Here is an 18667-nt window from a genome sequence, read left to right on the forward strand (position 1 = left end):
GGGCTGAGATACGAAAGAGTTCGCTGCTACGGGTAGATGCGGTTGAGGGTGCGGGCGAAGGGGATGGTTTCGCGGACGTGGTCCAGGCCGCAGATCCAGGCTACGGCGCGCTCGATGCCCATGCCGAAGCCGGCGTGGGGGACGCTGCCGTACTTGCGCAGGTCGAGGTACCACTGGAAGGCGGCGAGGGGCAGGTCGTGCTGCTCGATGCGGGACTTGAGGAGGTCGTAGTCGTGGATGCGCTGGGAGCCGCCGATGATCTCGCCGTAGCCCTCGGGGGCGAGGACGTCGACGCAGAGGGCCTTGGTGGGGTCGAGCGGGTCGGGCTGCATGTAGAAGGCCTTGAAGGCGGCGGGGTAGCGGTGGATCATGACGGGCTTGGAGAATTGGGAGGAGATGTAGGTTTCGTCGGGAGAGCCGAAGTCGTCGCCGTACTGGTGGGGGGCTTCGAGCTTGCCTTCGGCGTAGGCCTTCTCAAGCATGGCGTGGGCTTCGTCGTAGCTTAGGCGGGGGAATTTGTTCGGCATGGCAGAGCCCGATTCCGTGGCAGAAAGGTTCTCTGCTGTATAGGCGGGGCTAGCGGCTTCGGGATTCTTCGCTTCGCTCAGAATGGCAGCGTTATTTTCTACGAAAGAATTGGGGGCGATGACGGCTTCGAGTTTGGCGATGTCTTTGCCGATGACCTTGAGGTCGGCGCGGTGCGACTCGAGGACGCGGGTGACGATGTGGGTGATGAAGGCTTCGGCGAGGTTGAGGAGGCCGTCGAGCTCGAGGAAGGCGACCTCGGGTTCGATCATCCAGAACTCGGTGAGGTGGCGGCGGGTCTTGGATTTTTCGGCGCGGAAGGTGGGGCCGAAGCTGTAGACCTTGCCGAGGGCGAGGGCGGTGGCTTCGATGTAGAGCTGGCCGGACTGGGTGAGGTAGGCCTTGTCGTCGTCGAAGTAGTCCATCTCGAAGAGCTCGGAGGTGCCCTCGCAGGCGTTGGGGGTGAGGATGGGCGGGTCGGTGCGGATGAAGCCGTTGGTATCAAAATACTCTGAAGCCGCGCGCATGATGGTGGCGCGGACGCGGAGGATGGCCGACTGGCGCGGGGTGCGGAGCCAGAGGTGGCGATGCTCCATGAGGAAGTCGACGCCGTGCTCTTTGAGGGAGATGGGAAAGGGGGTGTCTTCGGGGACGCGCTGGAGGACTTCGATGCTTTCGACGTCGAGCTCGTAGCCTGAGGGAGCGCGGGAGTCAGCGCGGACTTTGCCGGTGACGGTGAGGCTCGACTCGAGGGTTAATTCTTTGAGCGTGTTGAAGACCTCTTCGGAGACGGCGGCTTTGGGGACGATGCCCTGAATGGTGCCGGTGCCGTCGCGGAAGATGGGAAAGAGGAGCTTGCCCGAGGCGCGGAGATTGTAGAGCCAGCCACGGAGGGTGACGGTCTGGCCTTCGTGCTGGGAGAGTGAAGCGATGGTGGCAAGGGGTGCGGAGGTTGTTGTTTCGGTAGACATGTCTCTTTCAGTCTACTAGTGCGCCATCTTCTCGAAGAATGTCTCGTCGCGGACAAACAAGATCAGCGTTCCCGGCTCGGCGGGCCTTCTCACTTTCGCTTTGCAAGAATTTTCGCTGACGATGCCTTTCGAGAAGATCTCCGCCAATGAAAACGCCATGCGGTTTACCTTTTCGTTTTCATTGCATTGACGATGCCAATCGACAGAAATGAGAAAGGAATGGATATCTGGAGATATATCGGACGTTGTGATGACGCCATCGGCATCCGTCGTAAATCCTCGCACGTTACGATCACCGGCGAGATCGCCAAAATCTCCAGTTCGAAAGAGATTAACGTGCTCGTTTCCAACCGGCTTGCCATTCTTGCCGTTGAGAATCTGAACTCTAAGCGTCTGCGCGTTTGCGATCAGGGTCGACGCGAACAGAAAAGAAAAAACTGCAGTTCTGGATAAGTTATTCATGCTCTAGGCGGTAGCTTCGGCGGCTCGTTTGAGGAGGTCGAAGGCCTGGGTGGCTTTGGTGGTGGCAGATTCGGGGGTCTCTTCGAGTTCGTGGGCGATCTCGAGGATGCCGGGGGTGTTGGCCGGGAGGGTGGCGATGTGTTTCGCGACATTCTTCCAGTCGATTCCGGCGGTGCCGGGCCAGAGGTGGTCGTCTTTTTGGCCGAGGTTGTCGTGGAGGTGAAGCTCGGCGATGCGGGGCTTGAGGAGCTCGAAGGCTTCGTCGATGCCCTTGTTGGGCTGGCTGCGCTGGCTGCTATCGGGGGGTGCGGCGAGGTGGGCGTGGCCGATGTCGAGCGTGACGCCGACACGGTCGAAGTGGCCGACCTTGAGGATCTCGAGGAGGTGCTCGGGGGTGGTGATCTCGTTCTGGAGATTTTCGAGCAGGATGCGCACGCCGAGGGGGTGGGCGAAGGCCTTGAGGTGCTCGATGGCGGTGAGGGAGTTTTCGAGGGCGCGAAGGTTCCAGGCGTCGTCCTTGTAGCCGAGGTGGAGGGTGCAGGCGGAGATGGGAATCTGCTCGGCGGACTCGAGGGCGCGCTTGACCTCGTCCATGGCCGAGATACGGCGGGACTTTTCGGGATCGATGAGGTTGAGATTCGGGGCGACGTGGCGGGACCACTGGGCGTCGGCGCGGTCGCTGATATAGAGCGGCTGATGGAGCGTGGCGCCGACGCCGGTGTTGCGGAACCAGGTGGCGATGTCGCGAACGGCAGCGCGGTCGGTGTAATCGAAGTGGTGGCGGGCGGCGAAGAGCTCGATGACCTGAGCGCCGGCCTTGTGGAGGGAGTCGAGCAGGCCGGGGTGGAGACGCTGGGGGAGGAAGACGTGGGTGGAGATACCGGGTTGCATCATCTCTTAAGGTACAGCAGAGGAAGCCGAAAGGTATCGAAGGAGTTCGGAAGGGGTTCGGCTAGAATCGGACCGACGGGGAGACGAGATGAAGACTTTGACGTGGGCGCTTGTGGTGGGGTCTATGGTGTTGATGAGCGGGACCGGGTGTTCGCAGGTGGTGGCTCGGGTGGAAGGACCGGACCCGGTGGAGATCATGCGGGCGAAGCTGGCGGATTGGCCCCAGCTGGGGCGATACCGGGTCGACAATGCGACGCTTGGGCCGGCTCCGGCGGGAGGGCAGCGGGTCGTGTTTTATGGGGACTCGATCACGGATTCGTGGGGCCGGCGGGAGGACACGGGGGAGTTCTTTCAGGGCGAGCCTTATGTAAATCGGGGCATCAGCGGGCAGACTACGGCTCAGATGGTGGTGCGGTTTCGACAGGACGTGATCGACCTGCACCCGGCGGTGGTCGTCATTCTGGGAGGGACAAACGACATCGCGGGAAATACAGGGCCGATGACGGCGGAGATGACCGAAGATAACTTTCGTTCGATGGTGGACCTGGCAAAGGCGAACGGGATTCGGGTGATTCTTGCGTCGATTACGCCGACGCTGGACTTTCCCTGGAAGAGTGGCATGGCTCCGGCGCCGAAGATCAAGGCGCTGAACGACTGGCTGCGAGGATATTGCATGAACCACTCGTTGACGTACCTGGATTATTACTCCGCGTTGGTGGATGCAACTGGAGGGATGAAGCCGGGGATAAGCTTCGACGGGGTGCATCCGAACGCGAAGGGGTATGCGATTATGACTCCACTGGCGCAGGCGGCAATCGATAAGACGCTGGGTAAGTAGGGCGCGGTTCACCTCGCGAATCCCGTCGCCAAAGTACGCTACGGCCATTCTGCGGCGAGGCATGGTCCCCGTTCTCGCAGGCATCGTTCTCAGTTGATGGTGGAAAGCTTTCCGGCGGTATCGACTAGTTGTTGTAGCGGTGGGAGGATGACGAAGTCGGTTAGTTCGGAGTGGTCTGCTGATGTTTTCAGGAGAGTGCTCTGGGCTTCGATCCATGCGGAGGTCGGTGGAGTGTGGGATTCGATGGATGCGAGGGATTGGATTCCCAGCTGGCCGAGTTGAGCGAGCTGGCTGCGGCGAAGGGTGAGCTGGTTGAGCTTCGGATGTTCGGGGGCGAGGGCGCTTAGTGCCGGGACCGAGGCGATCCACGATTGGAAGAGGGTTTGAAGCTGCTGGTGCGCGGCGGCGTGGTCGGCAGGCGTGGTGCTGTGGAGGTAGCGCTCGACTAGCAGGCGCAGGTCTTCGCGAAGGGGTGGGTCAGGTCGGGTGTAGTCGACGGGGTTGCCCATGGGCGTGAGCTGTGAGGTCTTCTGCTGGTGGTAGCGTTCGTGGAAGGGGACCGGGGAGAGCGTGGAGATGAGGATGGCGAGTTGCGAGGCTGCGGCTTCGCTGCCTGCAAGCTGGCGCAGGCCGGACTCGGGGCCCGAGATGTGGGTGAGACCGAGGCCGTCGAGCCGGATGGATTCGACTGCGAGGCGACGGTACATGTCGGGGATGTCGCGGGTCTGTCGCGGTGACCAGAAGCGCTCGGCGAGGGCGGCGGTGCGGGGCCAGACGCGGGAGTCGACGGTCTGCGCGGTGATCTGCTCGGCCCACATGCAGACCTCGCCGCCGAGGATGAGCTTCTGCTGGTCCGGTGTGAGGGTGGAGTTGTCTGGGATGGGGTCGTCGAGGTACATGCGTTCGGCGGTCTTCATGGCGTCGAGATAGTAGGGCGCGGAGAGGATGCCGCGATTGCCTTGTTTGGCTGCCACGGCGAGCGATTCGACGCCGCGCCAGCTTTGGATAACGGCGTCTTTGGGAGTGCCGGGGGTGAGGATCTCGTCCCAGCCGACCATCTGCTTGTGGTGCTTGTTGACGAGGGCGAGTACGCGGGTGCTGAAGTAGGTTTGCAGCTCATCGGTGGACTTCATGTTGTGGGCTTGCATGAAGGCGACGATGGAGGGGTTTGCCTTCCAGTCGGCGCCGTTGCTCTCGTCGCCGCCGAGGTGGAGATAGTTGTCGGGGAAGAGCGCCGCCATCTCGCCGATGAAGGCGTCGAGGAAGTTGTAGGTGCTGTCGCGGGTGGGGTCGAGCGCGCCGTCCCAGATGCCGAAGGTGCGGGAGATCTGGTAGGGGCGCTGGACGCTGCCGAGCTCGGGCATGCCGACGAGCCAGCTGGTGACGTGGCCGGGGATGTCGAACTCGGGCACAACGCGGATGCCGCGGGCGCTGGCGTAGGCGATGACGTCGCGGACCTGATCCTGGGTGTAGAAGAGGCCGTCGGATCCTTTGGCGGTGAGCAGCGGGAAGCGCTTGCTCTCGATGCGGAAGCCCTGGTCGTCGGTGAGGTGCCAGTGGAAGACGTTGAGTTTGACGGCGGCCATGCCGTCGAGTGTGCGATAGATGACGGGCAGCGGCATGAAGTGGCGGCTGACGTCGAGCATGAAGCCGCGCCAGGGGAAGCGCGGGGTGTCGTTGATCTCGACGGCGGGGATGACGTAGTGGCCGTCTTCGGCCTGAACGAGTTGCTGGATGGTTTCGAGGCCGTGGAGGGCTCCGAAGACGGTGTGGGCCTGGAGGACGATCTTGCTGGAGGTGTCGCTGAGGGAGTAGGTTTCGTCGGTTTCAAGCGTGGGGAGGGCGGTTGTGGTGTCTTCGACCTGAATGGTCAGGGTGGGGTTGGGAGACTGGAGATCGTCCTTGCTGATTGGAATGCCGGTGTTTGTTTCGAGGCTCGCGAGGGTGCGGCGGGTGGCGGCCTCGAGGATGGGGTTGTGCGCGCCGCTGAGGGAGACGGTGAAGTCCTTGGAGATGGCGAGGGAGCCGGTGCCGGCGGTGATGCTTGATGGCGCCGGAAGGAGCGTGTTGCGGAGGGCAGTCGGCTGGGCAGTAAGCATGATTGGGGCGATAAGGCAGAGTACTCCGAAGCTGATTCCTCTGGCGCAGCGGTGGCGCAGGGTTGATACGTGGTTCATTGTTGCTCCTTGTATGGCTCCGTGTGGCTTCGGCTTCCTGGTGCCCGGCGAGTCGCTCCGAATAACGCCAATTGCTTGTGACTTAGCGCACCGATTGACTGCCTTCTCTTGAACTACGATAGTTTATCGCCGCGGGCCCGCCTGGGAGCCTTCGGGGCTATTGATGAGACAGCTACCCAGGAGAAGCAGGCCGCTGGAGTCTGGCGTTTGGGTTAGCGAGAAAGCATGCACCGCTGCGATACTGGTAGGCGTCTAATGGTTTAAGCCGATGGCAACCACGAACCTTCCCAAACCGAGCTCATTCGACCGTACGCTGGCCAGCGCGCGTTCGACGATGATGTTCAGTGAGGTTGCGAGGCTGGCGGTCGATAGCTTCCGCGCGAGTAAGACGCGGTTTCTGCTCACCATGCTCGGCATGGTCATCGGCTCGATGTCGATTATTTTGGTGGCGACGCTTGGATCCACCGGCAAACAGTATGCGCTGGACCAGTTGACCAGCATTGGACCCAATAAGGTTGAACTGCAGTACGGCGGCGGGAACATCAGCGGGCCGGAGAACACCAGCACGCCGGACTATATGACGCTCGATGATCTTCATGCCGTCATTGATCAGGTTCCGGGCATCGTCGCATCGTCTCCCATGCTGGAGTATCACGACAATGTGAGCCTGGGCGGGGGCATCACGAAGCAGGCAACGCTGCTTGGCGTGTCTCCGGAGTATCGGATCGTGCGTAATCTTGTCGTTGTGTCAGGCCGCTTTTTCGATGATCAGGATGAGCTTGCTCACGAAAAGGTCGCTGTGATCGTCAAGCCGTTCGCAGAAGATCTGTATGGCAACTCCAGAGAAGCGGTCGGAAAGACGATCAGCATCAAGGGCATACCGTTCGTTATCATCGGGGTCTTCCGGGAGGCCTTCGATACCTACGGGAATTCGGAGATCAGCGATCACACTATGCTGGTGCCCTACCCTGTGGTGCGCTACTTCACCGGAACAAACACGTTGAAAGAGATCTTTTTCACCATGCGGAGCGCGTCCATGGTGGTTCCAGCCAGCGATCACATTCTCGAGATCGTGCGGTCGCGTCACTATGCGGGTTCGGTCTACACCGCTGTTACACTGACCGATCTACTCACCAGCATGGCGAAGATTGCTGACATGCTTACCATCGTTCTCACACTGGGCGCCGGCATCACGATGATCGTGAGCGGCGTCGGCATTATGAACAGCATGCTCGCCAACGTGCAATCGAGACTGAAAGAGATTGGAATTCGCAAGGCGCTGGGTGCGACGAGCCGCGAGATCAGGATGCAGTTTCTCACCGAGGCGGTCTTTCTCTCGTTGAGCGGCGGGATTATCGGGACCATTCTTGGCCTCGCGATTCCCTTCACTCTTGGGCTGCTTACCCCGTTCAAAATTCCGATCAACCCCTGGTCGGTTGTGTTTTCTCTCGGCAGTTCGGTGCTGGTTGGGGTGCTCTTTGGAACGCTGCCGGCGAATCGTGCCGCGAGACTCGATCCTGTTCAGACGCTGAAGTACGAATAGCACTTCCTTCACTCTGATCGTTCCTGGTTACAAATAAACTTGATTACAAATAAAAACGCATCGCCCTTCGCAAAAGATCTGCGCGGGGCGATGCGTTTTGTGCTTCGAGGTTCGTGAGTTATGCGGTGGCGGCTGCTTCGGCTTCCGGCTGATCGCCCTTGACCGTCACCTTGACGTGGCTGGTGACCTCGCGGTGGAGCTTCACGGGAACATGATACTCGCCGATCGTCTTCAGCGGCTCCTCGAGGGAGATCTTGCGACGATCGATGCTGAAGCCCTTGGCTTCGAGCTGGTGCGCGATGTCGCCCGAGGTGACCGAGCCGAAGAGATGCTCGTTCTCGCCGACCTTGCGCTCGAACACAAGCTCAACCTCAGAGAGTTGGGTGGCCAACTGCTCGGCTCCAGCCTTCTCCTTGGCGGACTTGCGAACCGCCGATGCCTTCATCTGGTCGATGACTGCCTTGTTTGCGAGGGTCGCTTCGATGGCGAGCTTCTCCGGCAGCAGATAGTTGCGCCCGTAGCCGTCGGCGACCTTGACCACGTCGCCACGATGTCCGAGCTTGTTTACGTCTTCCTTCAGAATGACTTCCATTGCATTTCTCCGATTTCGTCTCTGGCTCGCGGTGCCGCCAGTCTTGCATATCCAGTAAGGTCCGCCGCAGCGGAAGAGTTAGAAGCGTGCAGCAAAGGCGAGCAGGGCGATGTTGCGCGACTGCTTGATGGCCAGGCTGAGCTTGCGCTGGTGGCGAGTGCAGACACCGGTCAGGCGACGGGGAACGATCTTGCCGCGCTCGGCAACGAAGCCCTGAAGCAGGCGAACATCGCGGTAGGAGATGGCGTCGATCTTCTCGGTGCAGAACTTGCAGACCTTCTTGCGACGAAAGAACTTGCGACCGCCAGGACCGCCGCCGGGTGCACCTGCTGGGCGTGGGGTGCGAGGACCTGCGCCGGGGCCAGAGTGCGCTGGGCGGGATGTTGGTGCGTGGTGCTCAGTGGATTGCGTGCTGGTTTCGTCAGCCATGATATTTCCCTCTCAGGTACGTTGTGCCTCTCCTCGCTCCAGGTTCGCGTTGGAGCCTCTGAACAATCGGCGAAGTGCAGTCGATTGGAAGCGAAGATCGGTGATCGTAGTGCGTTGTGCGATGCATTTGAATCTCATCGCGAATGTTCAGGCGAAGGCGGAAGTTAGACCGCGGTGGAGACAGTCTCGGGCGGCGCGTCGGAGGCGACGTGCTCAACGGGAGCTGCTGCAACTGGCTTCTTCTCTTCTTCGACGTCGGACGGCGCAGCAGGGGCCTGTACGGGAGCTGCGATCGGCTGGGCGCTGCGCTTGACCTTGGTGTCGCGGATGGCCTTGACCTTCGCGAGGCGCTTCTCTTCTTCGTCCATGCGAACCGTGATGAACTTGATGACCTGCTCGGAGACGCGGAGACGACGCTCGATCTCGGTGATCAGCGAACCGGCGGCGGCGACATTCAGCAGGACGTAGAAGCCGTCGTTGAACTTGCGGACGGTGTAGGCGAGCCGGCGACGGCCCATCTTCTCGACGCTCTTGATTTCGCCGCCACCATTGGTGACGTTCGCGGAGAAGCCTTCAATCAGCTTGTCGAGATCGGCTTCTTCAACGTCCGGACGGACGATGAACATGATTTCGTAGGTACGATTCATTCGATTACTTCTTTCTGCGAAGTTCTGCTTCGCACCGTGCTGGCGTTTGTTCTGCCAACCCGGTTTGGAATTTCGACTGCGGTTAGTTTCTAACTACACTTGGCCTAATGCTTCTTTACTTCTCCTTCGACTGATCCGATCCATCTTCCGGATCGTCTGGCCGACGGTTGAACCTGTTCATCGCGGCGCTGACCCCTTCGGTCAACACCGTCTCGACAGCATCTTCGACCCTGTCGAGCACCTCATCCAGCACCGCAAGCTCCTGCTTGCGAAACTGCGACAGCAGATAGTCTCTGCCGCCAGCCTTGATCTCTCTGCCATCGACCAGCGCTGGTTTCCCAACGCCGATCCGAACGCGCAACCACTCTTCCGTTCCAAGCGCACCGGAGATCGACTTCACTCCGTTGTGCCCGTTCGCCCTGCCGTTCGCGCTGATGCGTAGTCTGCCCAGCGGAAATGCGAGCTCGTCATAGAGGACGATCAGGTCCTCGGACGGGATTGCAATCTCAAGTTCCTGAACCAGCGCGGCTACCGAGAGCCCGCTCAGATTCATGTACGTCTCAGGTTTGGCCAGCAGAACCTCGTATCCTGCAAGCCTCGCCTTTGCCGTGAGAGCCCGGCCACGGCGATTGGAGAGGACCACGCCGCAATCGTCCGCGATGCGATCCACTGCGAGAAAGCCAGCGTTGTGCGGCGTGAACTGATACTCGATACCGGGGTTGCCGAGACCGACAATCAACTTCACGCTTTGTTTCCCTTTCCAGCAAAACTCAGGCGGCCTGCAGATCCCAAAAGATCGGCAGGCCTCGCAAAACTACTTCTTCTTCGCATCCTTGGCATCGGCAGCAGGAGCAGCAGGAGCGGCTGCATCTGTCTTGCCCTTCTTGGCGACCTCTGGCTCAGTCGGTGCAACCACGACTGCTTCGACCGCCACAACCTCTTCCTTGATGATTGTGACGTGCGCAACAGTCGCGCCCTCTTCGCCGAGGAACTTGATGCTGCCGGAGTGCGGCAGATCGGAGACGTGGATGATGCCATGCAATTCGAGGTTGGAGACATCGACATCGAGGTGGCTCGGAATGTCGTTGGGCAAGCACTCGATCTCAACTTCACGCATGACGTGCTCGAGGATGCCACCCTGCGACTTGACTCCGACAGGAACGCCAACCAGCTGGATCGGCACCGAAACAATTATCGTCTTGTCCATCGCGATGCGCTTCAGGTCGATGTGGAGGAGCGTGCCTTTGATCGGCTCATTCTGCCAATCAACGATCATGGCCTTGACCACGGCCGAACCTTCGACGTTGAGGTCGAAGATGGTGTTGTGACCGGAGTCGGAGTGGAGAATGCGGGTGATGACCTTGGGGTCGACCGCAACGGCGACTGCGTCCTGGCCTGCGCCGTAGACGACCGCGGGAATCTTGCCGGCGACACGAACGCGACGCGCGGCGTTCTTGTTGAACTTGCCCTCGCGGGGCGTTGCGACGACTGCTTCCATAGTGGATGATGCCATGATGAATCTTCCTTTCGGGCACGAAAAAAGCAGGGAATAGGGTGTAGGGAACAGGGTGTAGAAAACAAACCCAAATTACCTGCACCGAACGCTTCTGCTCGCTCCCTTTGCGGCAGATGCCGCTGTTAGTCCTTCGTTACAGCAGTGAGTCGGTTCCAAAGGGTTGGTTTACGCCCTACACCCTGTTCCCTACGCCCTGCCTTTAGTTGAACAGCGTACTGACGCTGGTCTCCATGTGAATACTCTCGATAGCGCGGCCAAGCAGACCAGCGATCGAAAGCACTTTAATCTTCTCCACCTTCAGCGCGTCTTCGCGCAGAGGGATGGTATTGGTCACGATCAACTGCTCCAATCGTGAAGCTGCGATACGCTCGACCGCCGGGCCCGAGAGCACCGGATGCGTCGCGCACGCATAAACTTTTTCCGCGCCCTCGGCCAGCAGCGCATCCACCGTCTTCACCAGGGTTCCGGCGGTGTCGATGATGTCGTCGAGGATCAAGCACGTTCGGCCCTGTACATCGCCGATCACGTTCATCACCTCGGTGACATTAATGTCGGTCCGCCGCTTGTCGACGATGGCCAACGGTACATCAAGTTTCTTGGCGAAGAAGCGCGCACGCTCCACACCCCCGGCATCCGGCGAAACCACCGTCAGATTGGGCAGGTCAAGCTCCCGGAAGTAGCTCACCAGCACCGGGCTGGCAAACAGATGATCCACCGGAATATTGAAGAACCCCTGAATCTGTGCTGCGTGCAGATCGACGAGCAGAGCGCGGTTTGCACCGGCGGTGGTCAGAAGATCGGCAACCAGCTTCGACGTAATGGCAACGCGCGGACGGTCTTTTCTGTCCTGCCGGGCGTAGCCATAGTAGGGAATGACAACCGTGATTCGTCCGGCTGAGGCGCGCTTGAGCGCATCCATCATGATCAGCAACTCGACAAGGTGCTGATCGACCGGGAAACACGTAGGCTGCACGAGAAAGACATCCGCACCGCGAACGTTCTCGAGCAGCTGAAAGTGAACCTCGCCGTCGGAGAATCTCTGCAACCGGGTCTCGCCCAGCGGCACACCGACGAACTTGCAGATCTCCTCGGCCAAAGGCTTATTGGACGATCCACAAAAAATCTTGATGCGCTTGTCATCTGCCAACCGGCCCGGGCGCTTTTTTTCCGGAGCTGGTTCTGGTACCCGCGGCCCCTGTGGGCCTTGAGCTCCTTTTGTATGTCCGCCCTGCGTAGAAGGCGCGCTCGCAGGCTGAGAGCTTGTTTCTGTCTCTTCAGCCTGCTCTGAAATAGGGGAAAGAACCGCAGTCGTGTTTCGTTCGTTCACGTGAAACCCTCCAGGTTGGTTGACCTTGAATGTTCCTGCTGCACTGTCTTGCGAAGCCTTGTTGCGGCTCCGTTACTTCTTCTGAAATCCTCGTTGCGGACTACTCAAAAAAACTAAAAGACTTCGGTCCTTCAAACTTCGTACTTCTTTCTCCGCACTGTTTTCCGCAGAGTCCAAAATCGTCTTCATCCTGCGGCAAGTTGTTGCTGCCGCCTAACATCTCTACAAGACTCCCTAAATTCCCTGTCGCATCTGGCGTCGACTGACTGGTTGGGCGACTAGGATTCGAACCTAGACAAAGTGCTCCAAAGGCACTTGACCTACCGTTAGTCGATCGCCCAGTACATCGCCGGATGCAGTTTGATTTTACTTGACCGGCGAGGTCACTCCGCGAACATTCTGTTCCAGTACTCGGTTCGAGGCAAGGTCTCCGTCAGGAGGGCCTGGACCCCAGAGGACTGGACGCGCAGTTGAGCTGCCTTGGCATCCCGCTCGGACCGGTAAAGTCCAAACAGAGCAGAGCCAGAACCTGATAGAGCCGCATACAAAGCGGAACTATCCAAATCACTACCCATCAATTGACGCTTGGTTATTCGCAAGGAGGGATACTGAGGAAAGACGACCTCTTCAAAATCGTTTTGAAGACCATCGCTTCCAATCCCGGTGCGGACAAGCGCGAGAAGGGTATTCTCGGCCAGATCGTTCATCGCGTCAACCTGATTCTCACCAGGCAAACCCTGTTTTTTCTCAGGATTAGGATCGCGAACGATACCGGAGGTGCCGGGCCTACTATCGTCTGTCTTTTCCGTTAGGCTGACGCCAGTTCGGGCAGAGAGGGATGAGTAAGCAAGACTCAACTCCTGTAGCCTATCAACTTGGGGGTTGGAAGTCAACCCCAGCACCCGGGTCACGCCGTGCCCCTCTCCCAATTCTCCCTCTCCTGATCCTCTAACTTGCTTATTATCAATGGCATGACGCTCAGACTCGGCCGCCAGCCGTGCATCCCAGTCTTTGAAAGCCGCTGGCGTTGAGACGCCCACCGCTGGCACCGCGACGACGCACCAGGTCCTCGGCAGGTCGGGCATCGGCACAACCTGCTCCCCCCGTCCCAGCCCCAGAACCGCCCCACCGAGCAGAAACAAAGGCACATCCGACCCGATCTCCGCCGCCAGCTTCAGCCTTTCGACTCCCGGGAGAGCTTCGCCAAGCTCCTTCTCGAGCGCCAACAGGGCCGCCGCAGCGTTGGCTGAGCCGGCTCCCATTCCCCCCTGAACCGGGAGCCTCTTATCTATATTGATATCGACCTCTGCGGTGATTCCCAAGCGAACCAGAGCCCGTTCCACCATCCGCCAGGCCGTGTTTCGCCCATCGCGAGGTACAAACGGATGGTTTGTCGTCACCGAGATTCTGGTTGGGGACGCTCGCCTGGCCTTGACCGTGACTAGATCATGCAGATCCAGCGTCTGGTAGAGCGTCGTCAGGCCATGAAAGCCATCCGGACGCACCGGCCCGATCGCCAACCCTAAATTGATCTTCGAATACGAACGAACACGCGTAGACATGACCTATGATTCTACCGACCCTTCACCACGGAGGACCAATCCGCCATTATTTCGGACGCCTCAATCACGAACCAGCTATGCTGATCACAGCGCCCATCCACAACTTTCTGGAGCCCTGAATGCCCGCTGGCACCCGTGTCTTTGCAGCTACCGTCGGACTAGCCCTCATTGCAAATTCGCTCGGAGCGCAGACCATCGCTTCAGCCTCCGAAGAGCCGGTTCGCGCGAAGCACGCCATGGTCGTCACGATTCACCACGACGCTACCGACGCCGGCCTCGCCATCCTGCAGCAAGGCGGCAACGCGATCGACGCGGCAGTCGCGGTGGCGTTTACGCTGGCCGTGGTTTATCCGCAGGCTGGCAATCTCGGTGGCGGCGGCTTCATGCTGATCCGCACCAGGCACGGTCAGACCCACTTCCTCGACTATCGCGAAAAGGCTCCTGCTGCTGCCAGCCGTGATATGTATCTGGACGATCAGAAGAACGTCGTTCCCGGCCTCTCCACGGTTGGGTACAAAGCGTCCGGCGTTCCCGGCACCGTCGCAGGACTCGTCTATGCGCAGAGCCACTTCGGCAAGCTGACCCTGCAACAGGACATGGCGCCGGCGATCCACCTGGCCACCGACGGCTACGTGCTCTCTGCCGAGGAGGCGCAGAATCTTCACAGCAAGATGCTCGCTCGCTTCCCGACCTCAGCACACATCTTCCAGCGCGACGGCGACTTCTATAAGGAGGGCGATACGTTCAAGCAGCCTCTGCTGGCCGCGACGCTCACGCGCATCGCGGCGAATCCCGACGACTTCTACAAGGGCGAGATGGCGAAACAGATCGCCTCATTTGAACAGGCCGGCGGTGGTCTTATCACTGCTGCCGATCTCGCGGCTTACGAGGTGAAGGATCGCGAGCCGGTAAAAGGTGCCTACCACGGTTACAAAATTATCACCGCGCCTCCACCCTCGTCCGGCGGCATCGTTCTGGTGGAGATCCTAAACATCCTCTCCACCTACAGCCTACCCAAGCTAGGTCCGGACCGGTCTGCGCCGCAGGTTCACGTCATCACGGAGGCCTTTCGCCGCGCCTACATGGACCGCGCCGACTACCTCGGCGATCCTGACTTTACGCCGCAACCGCTGAAAGAGATGGCGAATCCAGCGTACGCGGCCGCGTGGCGAAGCTCGATTCAACCGGCATCGCCAACGCCGTCCCAGGATCTGGTTCGGCCTGCTGGCTTCATGCCGCCGCCTCCGCAGCTTCAGCCCGTCGCGCACGAGTCCACCCAGACCACACACTTCTCCATCATCGACGCCGATGGCAATGCCGTCTCCAACACGTATACGCTCAACGGCACCTTTGGATCGGGCGTGACGGTGGAGGGTCTCGGCTTTCTGATGAATAACGAGATGGACGACTTCGCCTCCAAGATGGGCGTGCCGAATATGTACGGGCTCATTCAAGGCCCCGCCAACTCCATTGCTCCAGGCAAGCGCCCACTCTCAGCGATGACTCCCACCATCGTCACGACCAAGGGCAGCCTCTTTCGCCGTGCCAGAGTGGCGTATGTTCTGGGCACTCCCGGCGGCTCGACCATCATCACGACCGTGGCAAACGACCTGCTTAGCTGCGTCGATAACGGTTTGAACATTCAGCAGGCTGCCGATGCCCCTCGCTTTCATCATCAGTATCTGCCGGATCGTCTCGACCTTGAAAAGAAGTTCTCTCCCGAGGTCGCTGAACAGCTCAAGGCTATGGGCTACCACGTGAATCGCCTTGCCGTTGCCGATGAACACAACCCCGGCACCTGGGGCGACAGCGAACTCATCGCAGTCGACCCCAAGACTCACGAACTTCTTGGTGGCCACGATAACCGCCGCAACTACGGTAAGGCCGCAGGATATTGAGGAGCGATTGCCGACAACAATCGCTCTCGCTTTTTTCTTCCACTGCGTCTTAGTTGCTATCAACCGAAAAGTTGTAACTCCCTGAGCCAATCTCGCGGGCTATCGATCCTTCTTTATAAGGAGTCGTGATGCGTTCTCCGTCCTGCTTTGCGACGCTCGTCGGTGTAGCCGGGAGAAAGACAGTGGCCGTGGTGTTCGCGGGTATCTTGACGTTCAACTGAAGCAGGCCGTCCGGCTTCTTCGTCCAGTCCGTCACAATCGTTCCATACACAGAGTCGTACTCGGTGTGCATGTACGACAGACCCTGCTCCACGTGAGGGCTGACGAGAACGTGATGGAAGCCCGGGTTCGCGGGATCTGCGTCGATACCACCCACGCGCCGAAAGACCCATGCCATGACGGAGCCAAACGCATAGTGGTTATAGGAGTTCATGGATGGGTCGCCCGTGTCTCCATTCCAGCGCTCCCACCACGTCGTCGCGCCCTTGTCGACCATGTATCCCCACGAGGGATAGGTCGTAGTTAGGAGCAGGTTGTACGCTACGTCGGAGCGGCGTTGCGCCTCCAGCACGGAGAGCAGGAACGGTGTGCCGAGGAAACCCGTCGTCAGGTGAGTCTGGTGGGCCTGAATGTCGCGCACCAGGCGGTCGGTCATCGGCTTCTCAAGCTCCTTTGGAGCGAGCCCTGTGTAGAGCGTCAACACATACGATGTCTGGGTGTCGCCTTCGACTGAGCCGTCGGAGTGCACATACTTCTGCTGATACGCATCCCGTATGCGAGAGATCAGCGTCGCGTACTTCTCAGCGTCTGCGGAGCGACCTAGTGCTGTGGCCATCGTCTGCATCTGGCGCGCGATGATGACCCAGTAGGCAGTCGCGACCAGGTCAGATGGAGTATGCGGATCGGGCGCGAGCCAGTCGGCAAAGTTCGCTCCAAGCTCCTTCTCGCGAAGGTAGGTCGGATTCGTGCGCAGGATGAAGTCCATCCACCGCTCCATGTCCGGCCAGCTTTGCTCGATCACCGTAGCGTCTCCATATTGCAGCCAGGTTGCGTACGGAACCAGCACGCCCGCGTCGCCCCAGCCGGGAGCGCCGGGATGGCCGTCCCTCCCCTGCAAAAGATTCGGCGAGATGTTGGAAAAGGCACCGTCGGGACTTTGCGCATCGGTGACATCGAGCATGAACTTGTGCGAGAAGGCGTCGATGTCGAAGTTGTACGTGCCTGTGCGCCAGAATGCACCGGCATCGCCCATCCATCCCATGCGTTCGTCACGCTGCGGACAGTCGGTGGGGATCGAGACGAAGTTGCCGCGCTGTCCCCAAAGTCCAAGCTCACTCATCTTGTTCAGCAGTGCGCTGGAGCTTTCAAAACGAATTGACGGTGAAGCGGGAAGGCTGTTGAGCACCTGACCCTGCAGCGCCGACAGGGAAGGCTTACCACCATAGCCGGACACCTGCACATAACGAAAACCATGAAAGGTAAAGGCCGGCATCCACTCCTCCTCTCCATGACCGCTGAGGGTGTAGGAGTCGGTTGCATCGGCGTCGCGCAGGTTCTCGGTGTAGACCGTGCCGTCGGGATTGAGCCGTTCCGCAAAGCGGAGCTTCACGGTAGTTCCCCGCGGCCCGTGCACATGCAGGCGCGCCACGCCGACCATATTCTGTCCCATGTCGAAGACCGCGTCCTGCGCGTTGCCGGAGCCGACCATAGTTACGGCAATAGGCGCGACTGTCTGCGCGGGCTGCACCGGTGTGTCTGGTTGCGCGGTAACAAGGATGGCCGTGTTCGCATCATCGACAACCACCGGCGACCAATTTACGGAGTTAGGAGACGCGGTCGTATTCCATCCCCGCACTTCAAGCCGGGCGTCGTAGGCTTCTCCACCATAGATCTCCGAAGAGACAATCGGCGACGCGGCTGTCTCCCAACTGGAGTCCGTTGCAATAATCTGATGAGTGCCATCGGCGAAGGTCAACTCAAGCTGAGCGCGCAGACGATCCGGACCAGGAAACAAGCGCGAGCCCGACCACAAGAGTGGACTGCCGTGCCAGCCCGCGCCGAGGATTGCAGCGACAGTGTTGCGTCCGGGGACGAGCAGGGAGGTGACATCGTAGGTCTGGTACAGAACGCGCTTGCGATAGTCCGTAAATCCTGGTGTAAGCCTGAATTTGCTCACTTCCTTGCCGTTCAAATAGCTCTGGTAGCTACCGAGTGCTGTTACATAGAGCCGCGCTGAGACCACCTTCCGAGTCGGCGTGAATTGCTTTCGGAGTAGCGCGGTGCTCGACTCGATCACAGTGGGATTCTGTCCACGTGATTCGCGATCTGTGCCGACGCCGAAGTTAAGATCCGCAAACGCACCGAGCTTTTTCGCAGGAGACCACTCCTTGTCTTCCACTGGCTTGAGGGCTCGAGCCTGCCACGCGTCGTCACTTTCAATCCACCTCGTTTTGCCCGCACCGTCGGTGAGCTTTAGAGCAGCAGCGAAGGCAGCGCGAAAGGTTCTATTCGATTCATTCGATCTTGGGGTCTCGATGTGGACGACGATCTGATTGTCGCCAACGTGAAGCTGGTCGCGAATATCTTCACGATCGAACGCTCCCCATTGATCCTTATGCCCCGTAACGGTGCCGTTGACCTGCGTGGTGAAGATGCCACCCACCAGGACGTGAAGACTGGCCGAGCTCGGAAGTTTGTCGAGATGCAGGTTGTAACGGAACTCCGCCTCCGTACCCTGCGGGACGCGCTCGGAGTCTCCCTCCGGCAGCCAGATCCACGATATTGCCTTCAACACCTCTGCCTCTTCACGGTTGTCGCGCCGAATCCACTGGGCCTTCCAGTCGGATGGTTGCAGCAGACCCATCTCCCACCATGCAACCTCAGAAGATCGTTCCTCTTTTCCCTGCGCATCCCAGGTCTGAACCGCCCAGTAACAACGTTGGTGAGACGTCAACGCGGTTCCGGCATAGGCCACATTCACCGACTCTGCGGACATCTGCTTCCCGCTGTCCCATACATCTGCGTGCCCATCACGCAATGCATTCGGCGAGCTGGCAACAAGGATTCGATACGCCGATTGGCTCCAGTTGCGTGTGGTCGCATCACTCTGCCACAACAGTGTTGGATGTGTTGAATCGATGCCGAGCGGATCGATCCGCTGATCCACACGAAGATGGACCGGCGCAGCAGACGCTGCCGAAACGCAGAGAGAGAAGGCCAAGGCCAGGGACGAAGCACGCTGCGCCACGGAGGCGAACGGGAAGGTTGCGAGGCGCGAAATTTTCATGAG

At 59.7% G+C, this 18667-nt stretch carries 15 protein-coding genes and 1 tRNA gene; 3 read left to right on the top strand and 13 right to left on the bottom strand.

Annotated elements, in window-relative coordinates; genetic code table 11:
- Nucleotides 1-26 precede the first annotated feature (26 nt).
- Genes asnS through HDF09_RS10440 form a run of 3 tightly spaced genes read right to left on the bottom strand, consistent with a single transcriptional unit; the run spans nucleotide 27 to nucleotide 2852 of the window.
- Complete coding sequence (gene asnS / locus HDF09_RS10430) at nucleotides 27-1496, bottom strand: asparagine--tRNA ligase (protein ID WP_183765662.1); 1470 nt, start codon at nucleotides 1494-1496, stop codon at nucleotides 27-29.
- A gap of 15 nt (nucleotides 1497-1511) precedes the next feature.
- A complete protein-coding gene (locus HDF09_RS10435) occupies nucleotides 1512-1958 on the bottom strand; it encodes a hypothetical protein (RefSeq protein ID WP_183765664.1) in 447 nt (148 codons plus the stop codon).
- Nucleotides 1959-1961: 3 nt separating this feature from the next.
- Nucleotides 1962-2852, bottom strand: a complete 891-nt coding sequence (locus tag HDF09_RS10440) for a sugar phosphate isomerase/epimerase family protein (RefSeq protein ID WP_311719228.1) — start codon at nucleotides 2850-2852, stop codon at nucleotides 1962-1964.
- Between the two features lie 85 nt (nucleotides 2853-2937).
- Between HDF09_RS10440 and HDF09_RS10445 the strand changes: the two genes are divergently transcribed.
- Nucleotides 2938-3687 (top strand): SGNH/GDSL hydrolase family protein, encoded by a 750-nt coding sequence (locus HDF09_RS10445; RefSeq protein ID WP_183765666.1) that lies wholly within the window; start codon nucleotides 2938-2940, stop codon nucleotides 3685-3687.
- An 89-nt stretch (nucleotides 3688-3776) separates the two neighbouring features.
- Here HDF09_RS10445 and HDF09_RS10450 read toward each other — a convergent pair whose 3' ends face one another.
- Nucleotides 3777-5864 carry a beta-N-acetylhexosaminidase gene (locus HDF09_RS10450; RefSeq protein WP_183765668.1) on the bottom strand — a complete coding sequence of 696 codons (2088 nt, stop codon included), beginning with the start codon at nucleotides 5862-5864 and terminating at the stop codon, nucleotides 3777-3779.
- 268 nt (nucleotides 5865-6132) lie between these two features.
- On the opposite strand from HDF09_RS10450, the gene HDF09_RS10455 reads away from it, so the two are divergent.
- Nucleotides 6133-7407, top strand: coding sequence for an ABC transporter permease (locus tag HDF09_RS10455; RefSeq protein WP_183765669.1), 1275 nt, complete (start codon nucleotides 6133-6135; stop codon nucleotides 7405-7407).
- A gap of 118 nt (nucleotides 7408-7525) precedes the next feature.
- On the opposite strand, the gene rplI is transcribed toward HDF09_RS10455, so the two are convergent.
- The 8 genes from rplI to HDF09_RS10495 form a co-directional block, all read right to left on the bottom strand.
- Nucleotides 7526-7999: a 50S ribosomal protein L9 gene (gene rplI / locus HDF09_RS10460; protein WP_183765671.1), complete on the bottom strand. Its 474-nt coding sequence runs from the start codon at nucleotides 7997-7999 to the stop codon at nucleotides 7526-7528.
- 78 nt (nucleotides 8000-8077) lie between these two features.
- On the bottom strand, nucleotides 8078-8428 hold the full coding sequence (gene rpsR / locus HDF09_RS10465) for a 30S ribosomal protein S18 (protein ID WP_183765674.1): 351 nt from the start codon (nucleotides 8426-8428) through the stop codon (nucleotides 8078-8080).
- A gap of 164 nt (nucleotides 8429-8592) precedes the next feature.
- Nucleotides 8593-9075: a 30S ribosomal protein S6 gene (rpsF, locus tag HDF09_RS10470; RefSeq protein WP_183765677.1), complete on the bottom strand. Its 483-nt coding sequence runs from the start codon at nucleotides 9073-9075 to the stop codon at nucleotides 8593-8595.
- A 115-nt stretch (nucleotides 9076-9190) separates the two neighbouring features.
- Nucleotides 9191-9820, bottom strand: a complete 630-nt coding sequence (gene pth / locus HDF09_RS10475; RefSeq protein ID WP_183765679.1) for an aminoacyl-tRNA hydrolase — start codon at nucleotides 9818-9820, stop codon at nucleotides 9191-9193.
- A gap of 69 nt (nucleotides 9821-9889) precedes the next feature.
- On the bottom strand, nucleotides 9890-10588 hold the full coding sequence (locus HDF09_RS10480) for a 50S ribosomal protein L25 (RefSeq protein WP_183765681.1): 699 nt from the start codon (nucleotides 10586-10588) through the stop codon (nucleotides 9890-9892).
- A 202-nt stretch (nucleotides 10589-10790) separates the two neighbouring features.
- The gene (locus HDF09_RS10485) at nucleotides 10791-11918 is read right to left on the bottom strand and encodes a ribose-phosphate diphosphokinase (protein WP_433977756.1); all 1128 of its coding nucleotides are present in this window, start codon (nucleotides 11916-11918) and stop codon (nucleotides 10791-10793) included.
- 267 nt (nucleotides 11919-12185) lie between these two features.
- Nucleotides 12186-12259, bottom strand: a tRNA-Gln gene (locus HDF09_RS10490).
- Between the two features lie 42 nt (nucleotides 12260-12301).
- Nucleotides 12302-13480: a 4-(cytidine 5'-diphospho)-2-C-methyl-D-erythritol kinase gene (locus tag HDF09_RS10495; RefSeq protein WP_183765684.1), complete on the bottom strand. Its 1179-nt coding sequence runs from the start codon at nucleotides 13478-13480 to the stop codon at nucleotides 12302-12304.
- A gap of 119 nt (nucleotides 13481-13599) precedes the next feature.
- Between HDF09_RS10495 and ggt the strand changes: the two genes are divergently transcribed.
- Nucleotides 13600-15378 carry a gamma-glutamyltransferase gene (gene ggt / locus HDF09_RS10500; RefSeq protein ID WP_183765686.1) on the top strand — a complete coding sequence of 593 codons (1779 nt, stop codon included), beginning with the start codon at nucleotides 13600-13602 and terminating at the stop codon, nucleotides 15376-15378.
- Between the two features lie 49 nt (nucleotides 15379-15427).
- Here ggt and HDF09_RS10505 read toward each other — a convergent pair whose 3' ends face one another.
- Nucleotides 15428-18664: an alpha-L-rhamnosidase gene (locus HDF09_RS10505; RefSeq protein WP_183765688.1), complete on the bottom strand. Its 3237-nt coding sequence runs from the start codon at nucleotides 18662-18664 to the stop codon at nucleotides 15428-15430.
- Between the last annotated feature and the right edge of the window lie 3 nt (nucleotides 18665-18667).

The sequence above is a fragment of the Edaphobacter lichenicola genome, from assembly GCF_014201315.1.
Taxonomy (GTDB): Bacteria; Acidobacteriota; Terriglobia; order Terriglobales; family Acidobacteriaceae; genus Edaphobacter; species Edaphobacter lichenicola_B.

Bases quoted from the DNA above. Each gene is read 5' to 3' on its own strand.
- HDF09_RS10445 (WP_183765666.1), top strand. From the start codon at position 2,938: ATGAAGACTTTGACGTGGGCGCTTGTGGTGGGGTCTATGGTGTTGATG.
- rpsF (WP_183765677.1), bottom strand. From the start codon at position 9,075: ATGAATCGTACCTACGAAATCATGTTCATCGTCCGTCCGGACGTTGAA.
- HDF09_RS10435 (WP_183765664.1), bottom strand. From the start codon at position 1,958: ATGAATAACTTATCCAGAACTGCAGTTTTTTCTTTTCTGTTCGCGTCG.
- HDF09_RS10455 (WP_183765669.1), top strand. From the start codon at position 6,133: ATGGCAACCACGAACCTTCCCAAACCGAGCTCATTCGACCGTACGCTG.
- rpsR (WP_183765674.1), bottom strand. From the start codon at position 8,428: ATGGCTGACGAAACCAGCACGCAATCCACTGAGCACCACGCACCAACA.
- HDF09_RS10440 (WP_311719228.1), bottom strand. From the start codon at position 2,852: ATGATGCAACCCGGTATCTCCACCCACGTCTTCCTCCCCCAGCGTCTC.
- HDF09_RS10495 (WP_183765684.1), bottom strand. From the start codon at position 13,480: ATGTCTACGCGTGTTCGTTCGTATTCGAAGATCAATTTAGGGTTGGCG.
- rplI (WP_183765671.1), bottom strand. From the start codon at position 7,999: ATGGAAGTCATTCTGAAGGAAGACGTAAACAAGCTCGGACATCGTGGC.
- asnS (WP_183765662.1), bottom strand. From the start codon at position 1,496: ATGTCTACCGAAACAACAACCTCCGCACCCCTTGCCACCATCGCTTCA.
- HDF09_RS10480 (WP_183765681.1), bottom strand. From the start codon at position 10,588: ATGGCATCATCCACTATGGAAGCAGTCGTCGCAACGCCCCGCGAGGGC.
- ggt (WP_183765686.1), top strand. From the start codon at position 13,600: ATGCCCGCTGGCACCCGTGTCTTTGCAGCTACCGTCGGACTAGCCCTC.
- HDF09_RS10450 (WP_183765668.1), bottom strand. From the start codon at position 5,864: ATGAACCACGTATCAACCCTGCGCCACCGCTGCGCCAGAGGAATCAGC.
- HDF09_RS10505 (WP_183765688.1), bottom strand. From the start codon at position 18,664: ATGAAAATTTCGCGCCTCGCAACCTTCCCGTTCGCCTCCGTGGCGCAG.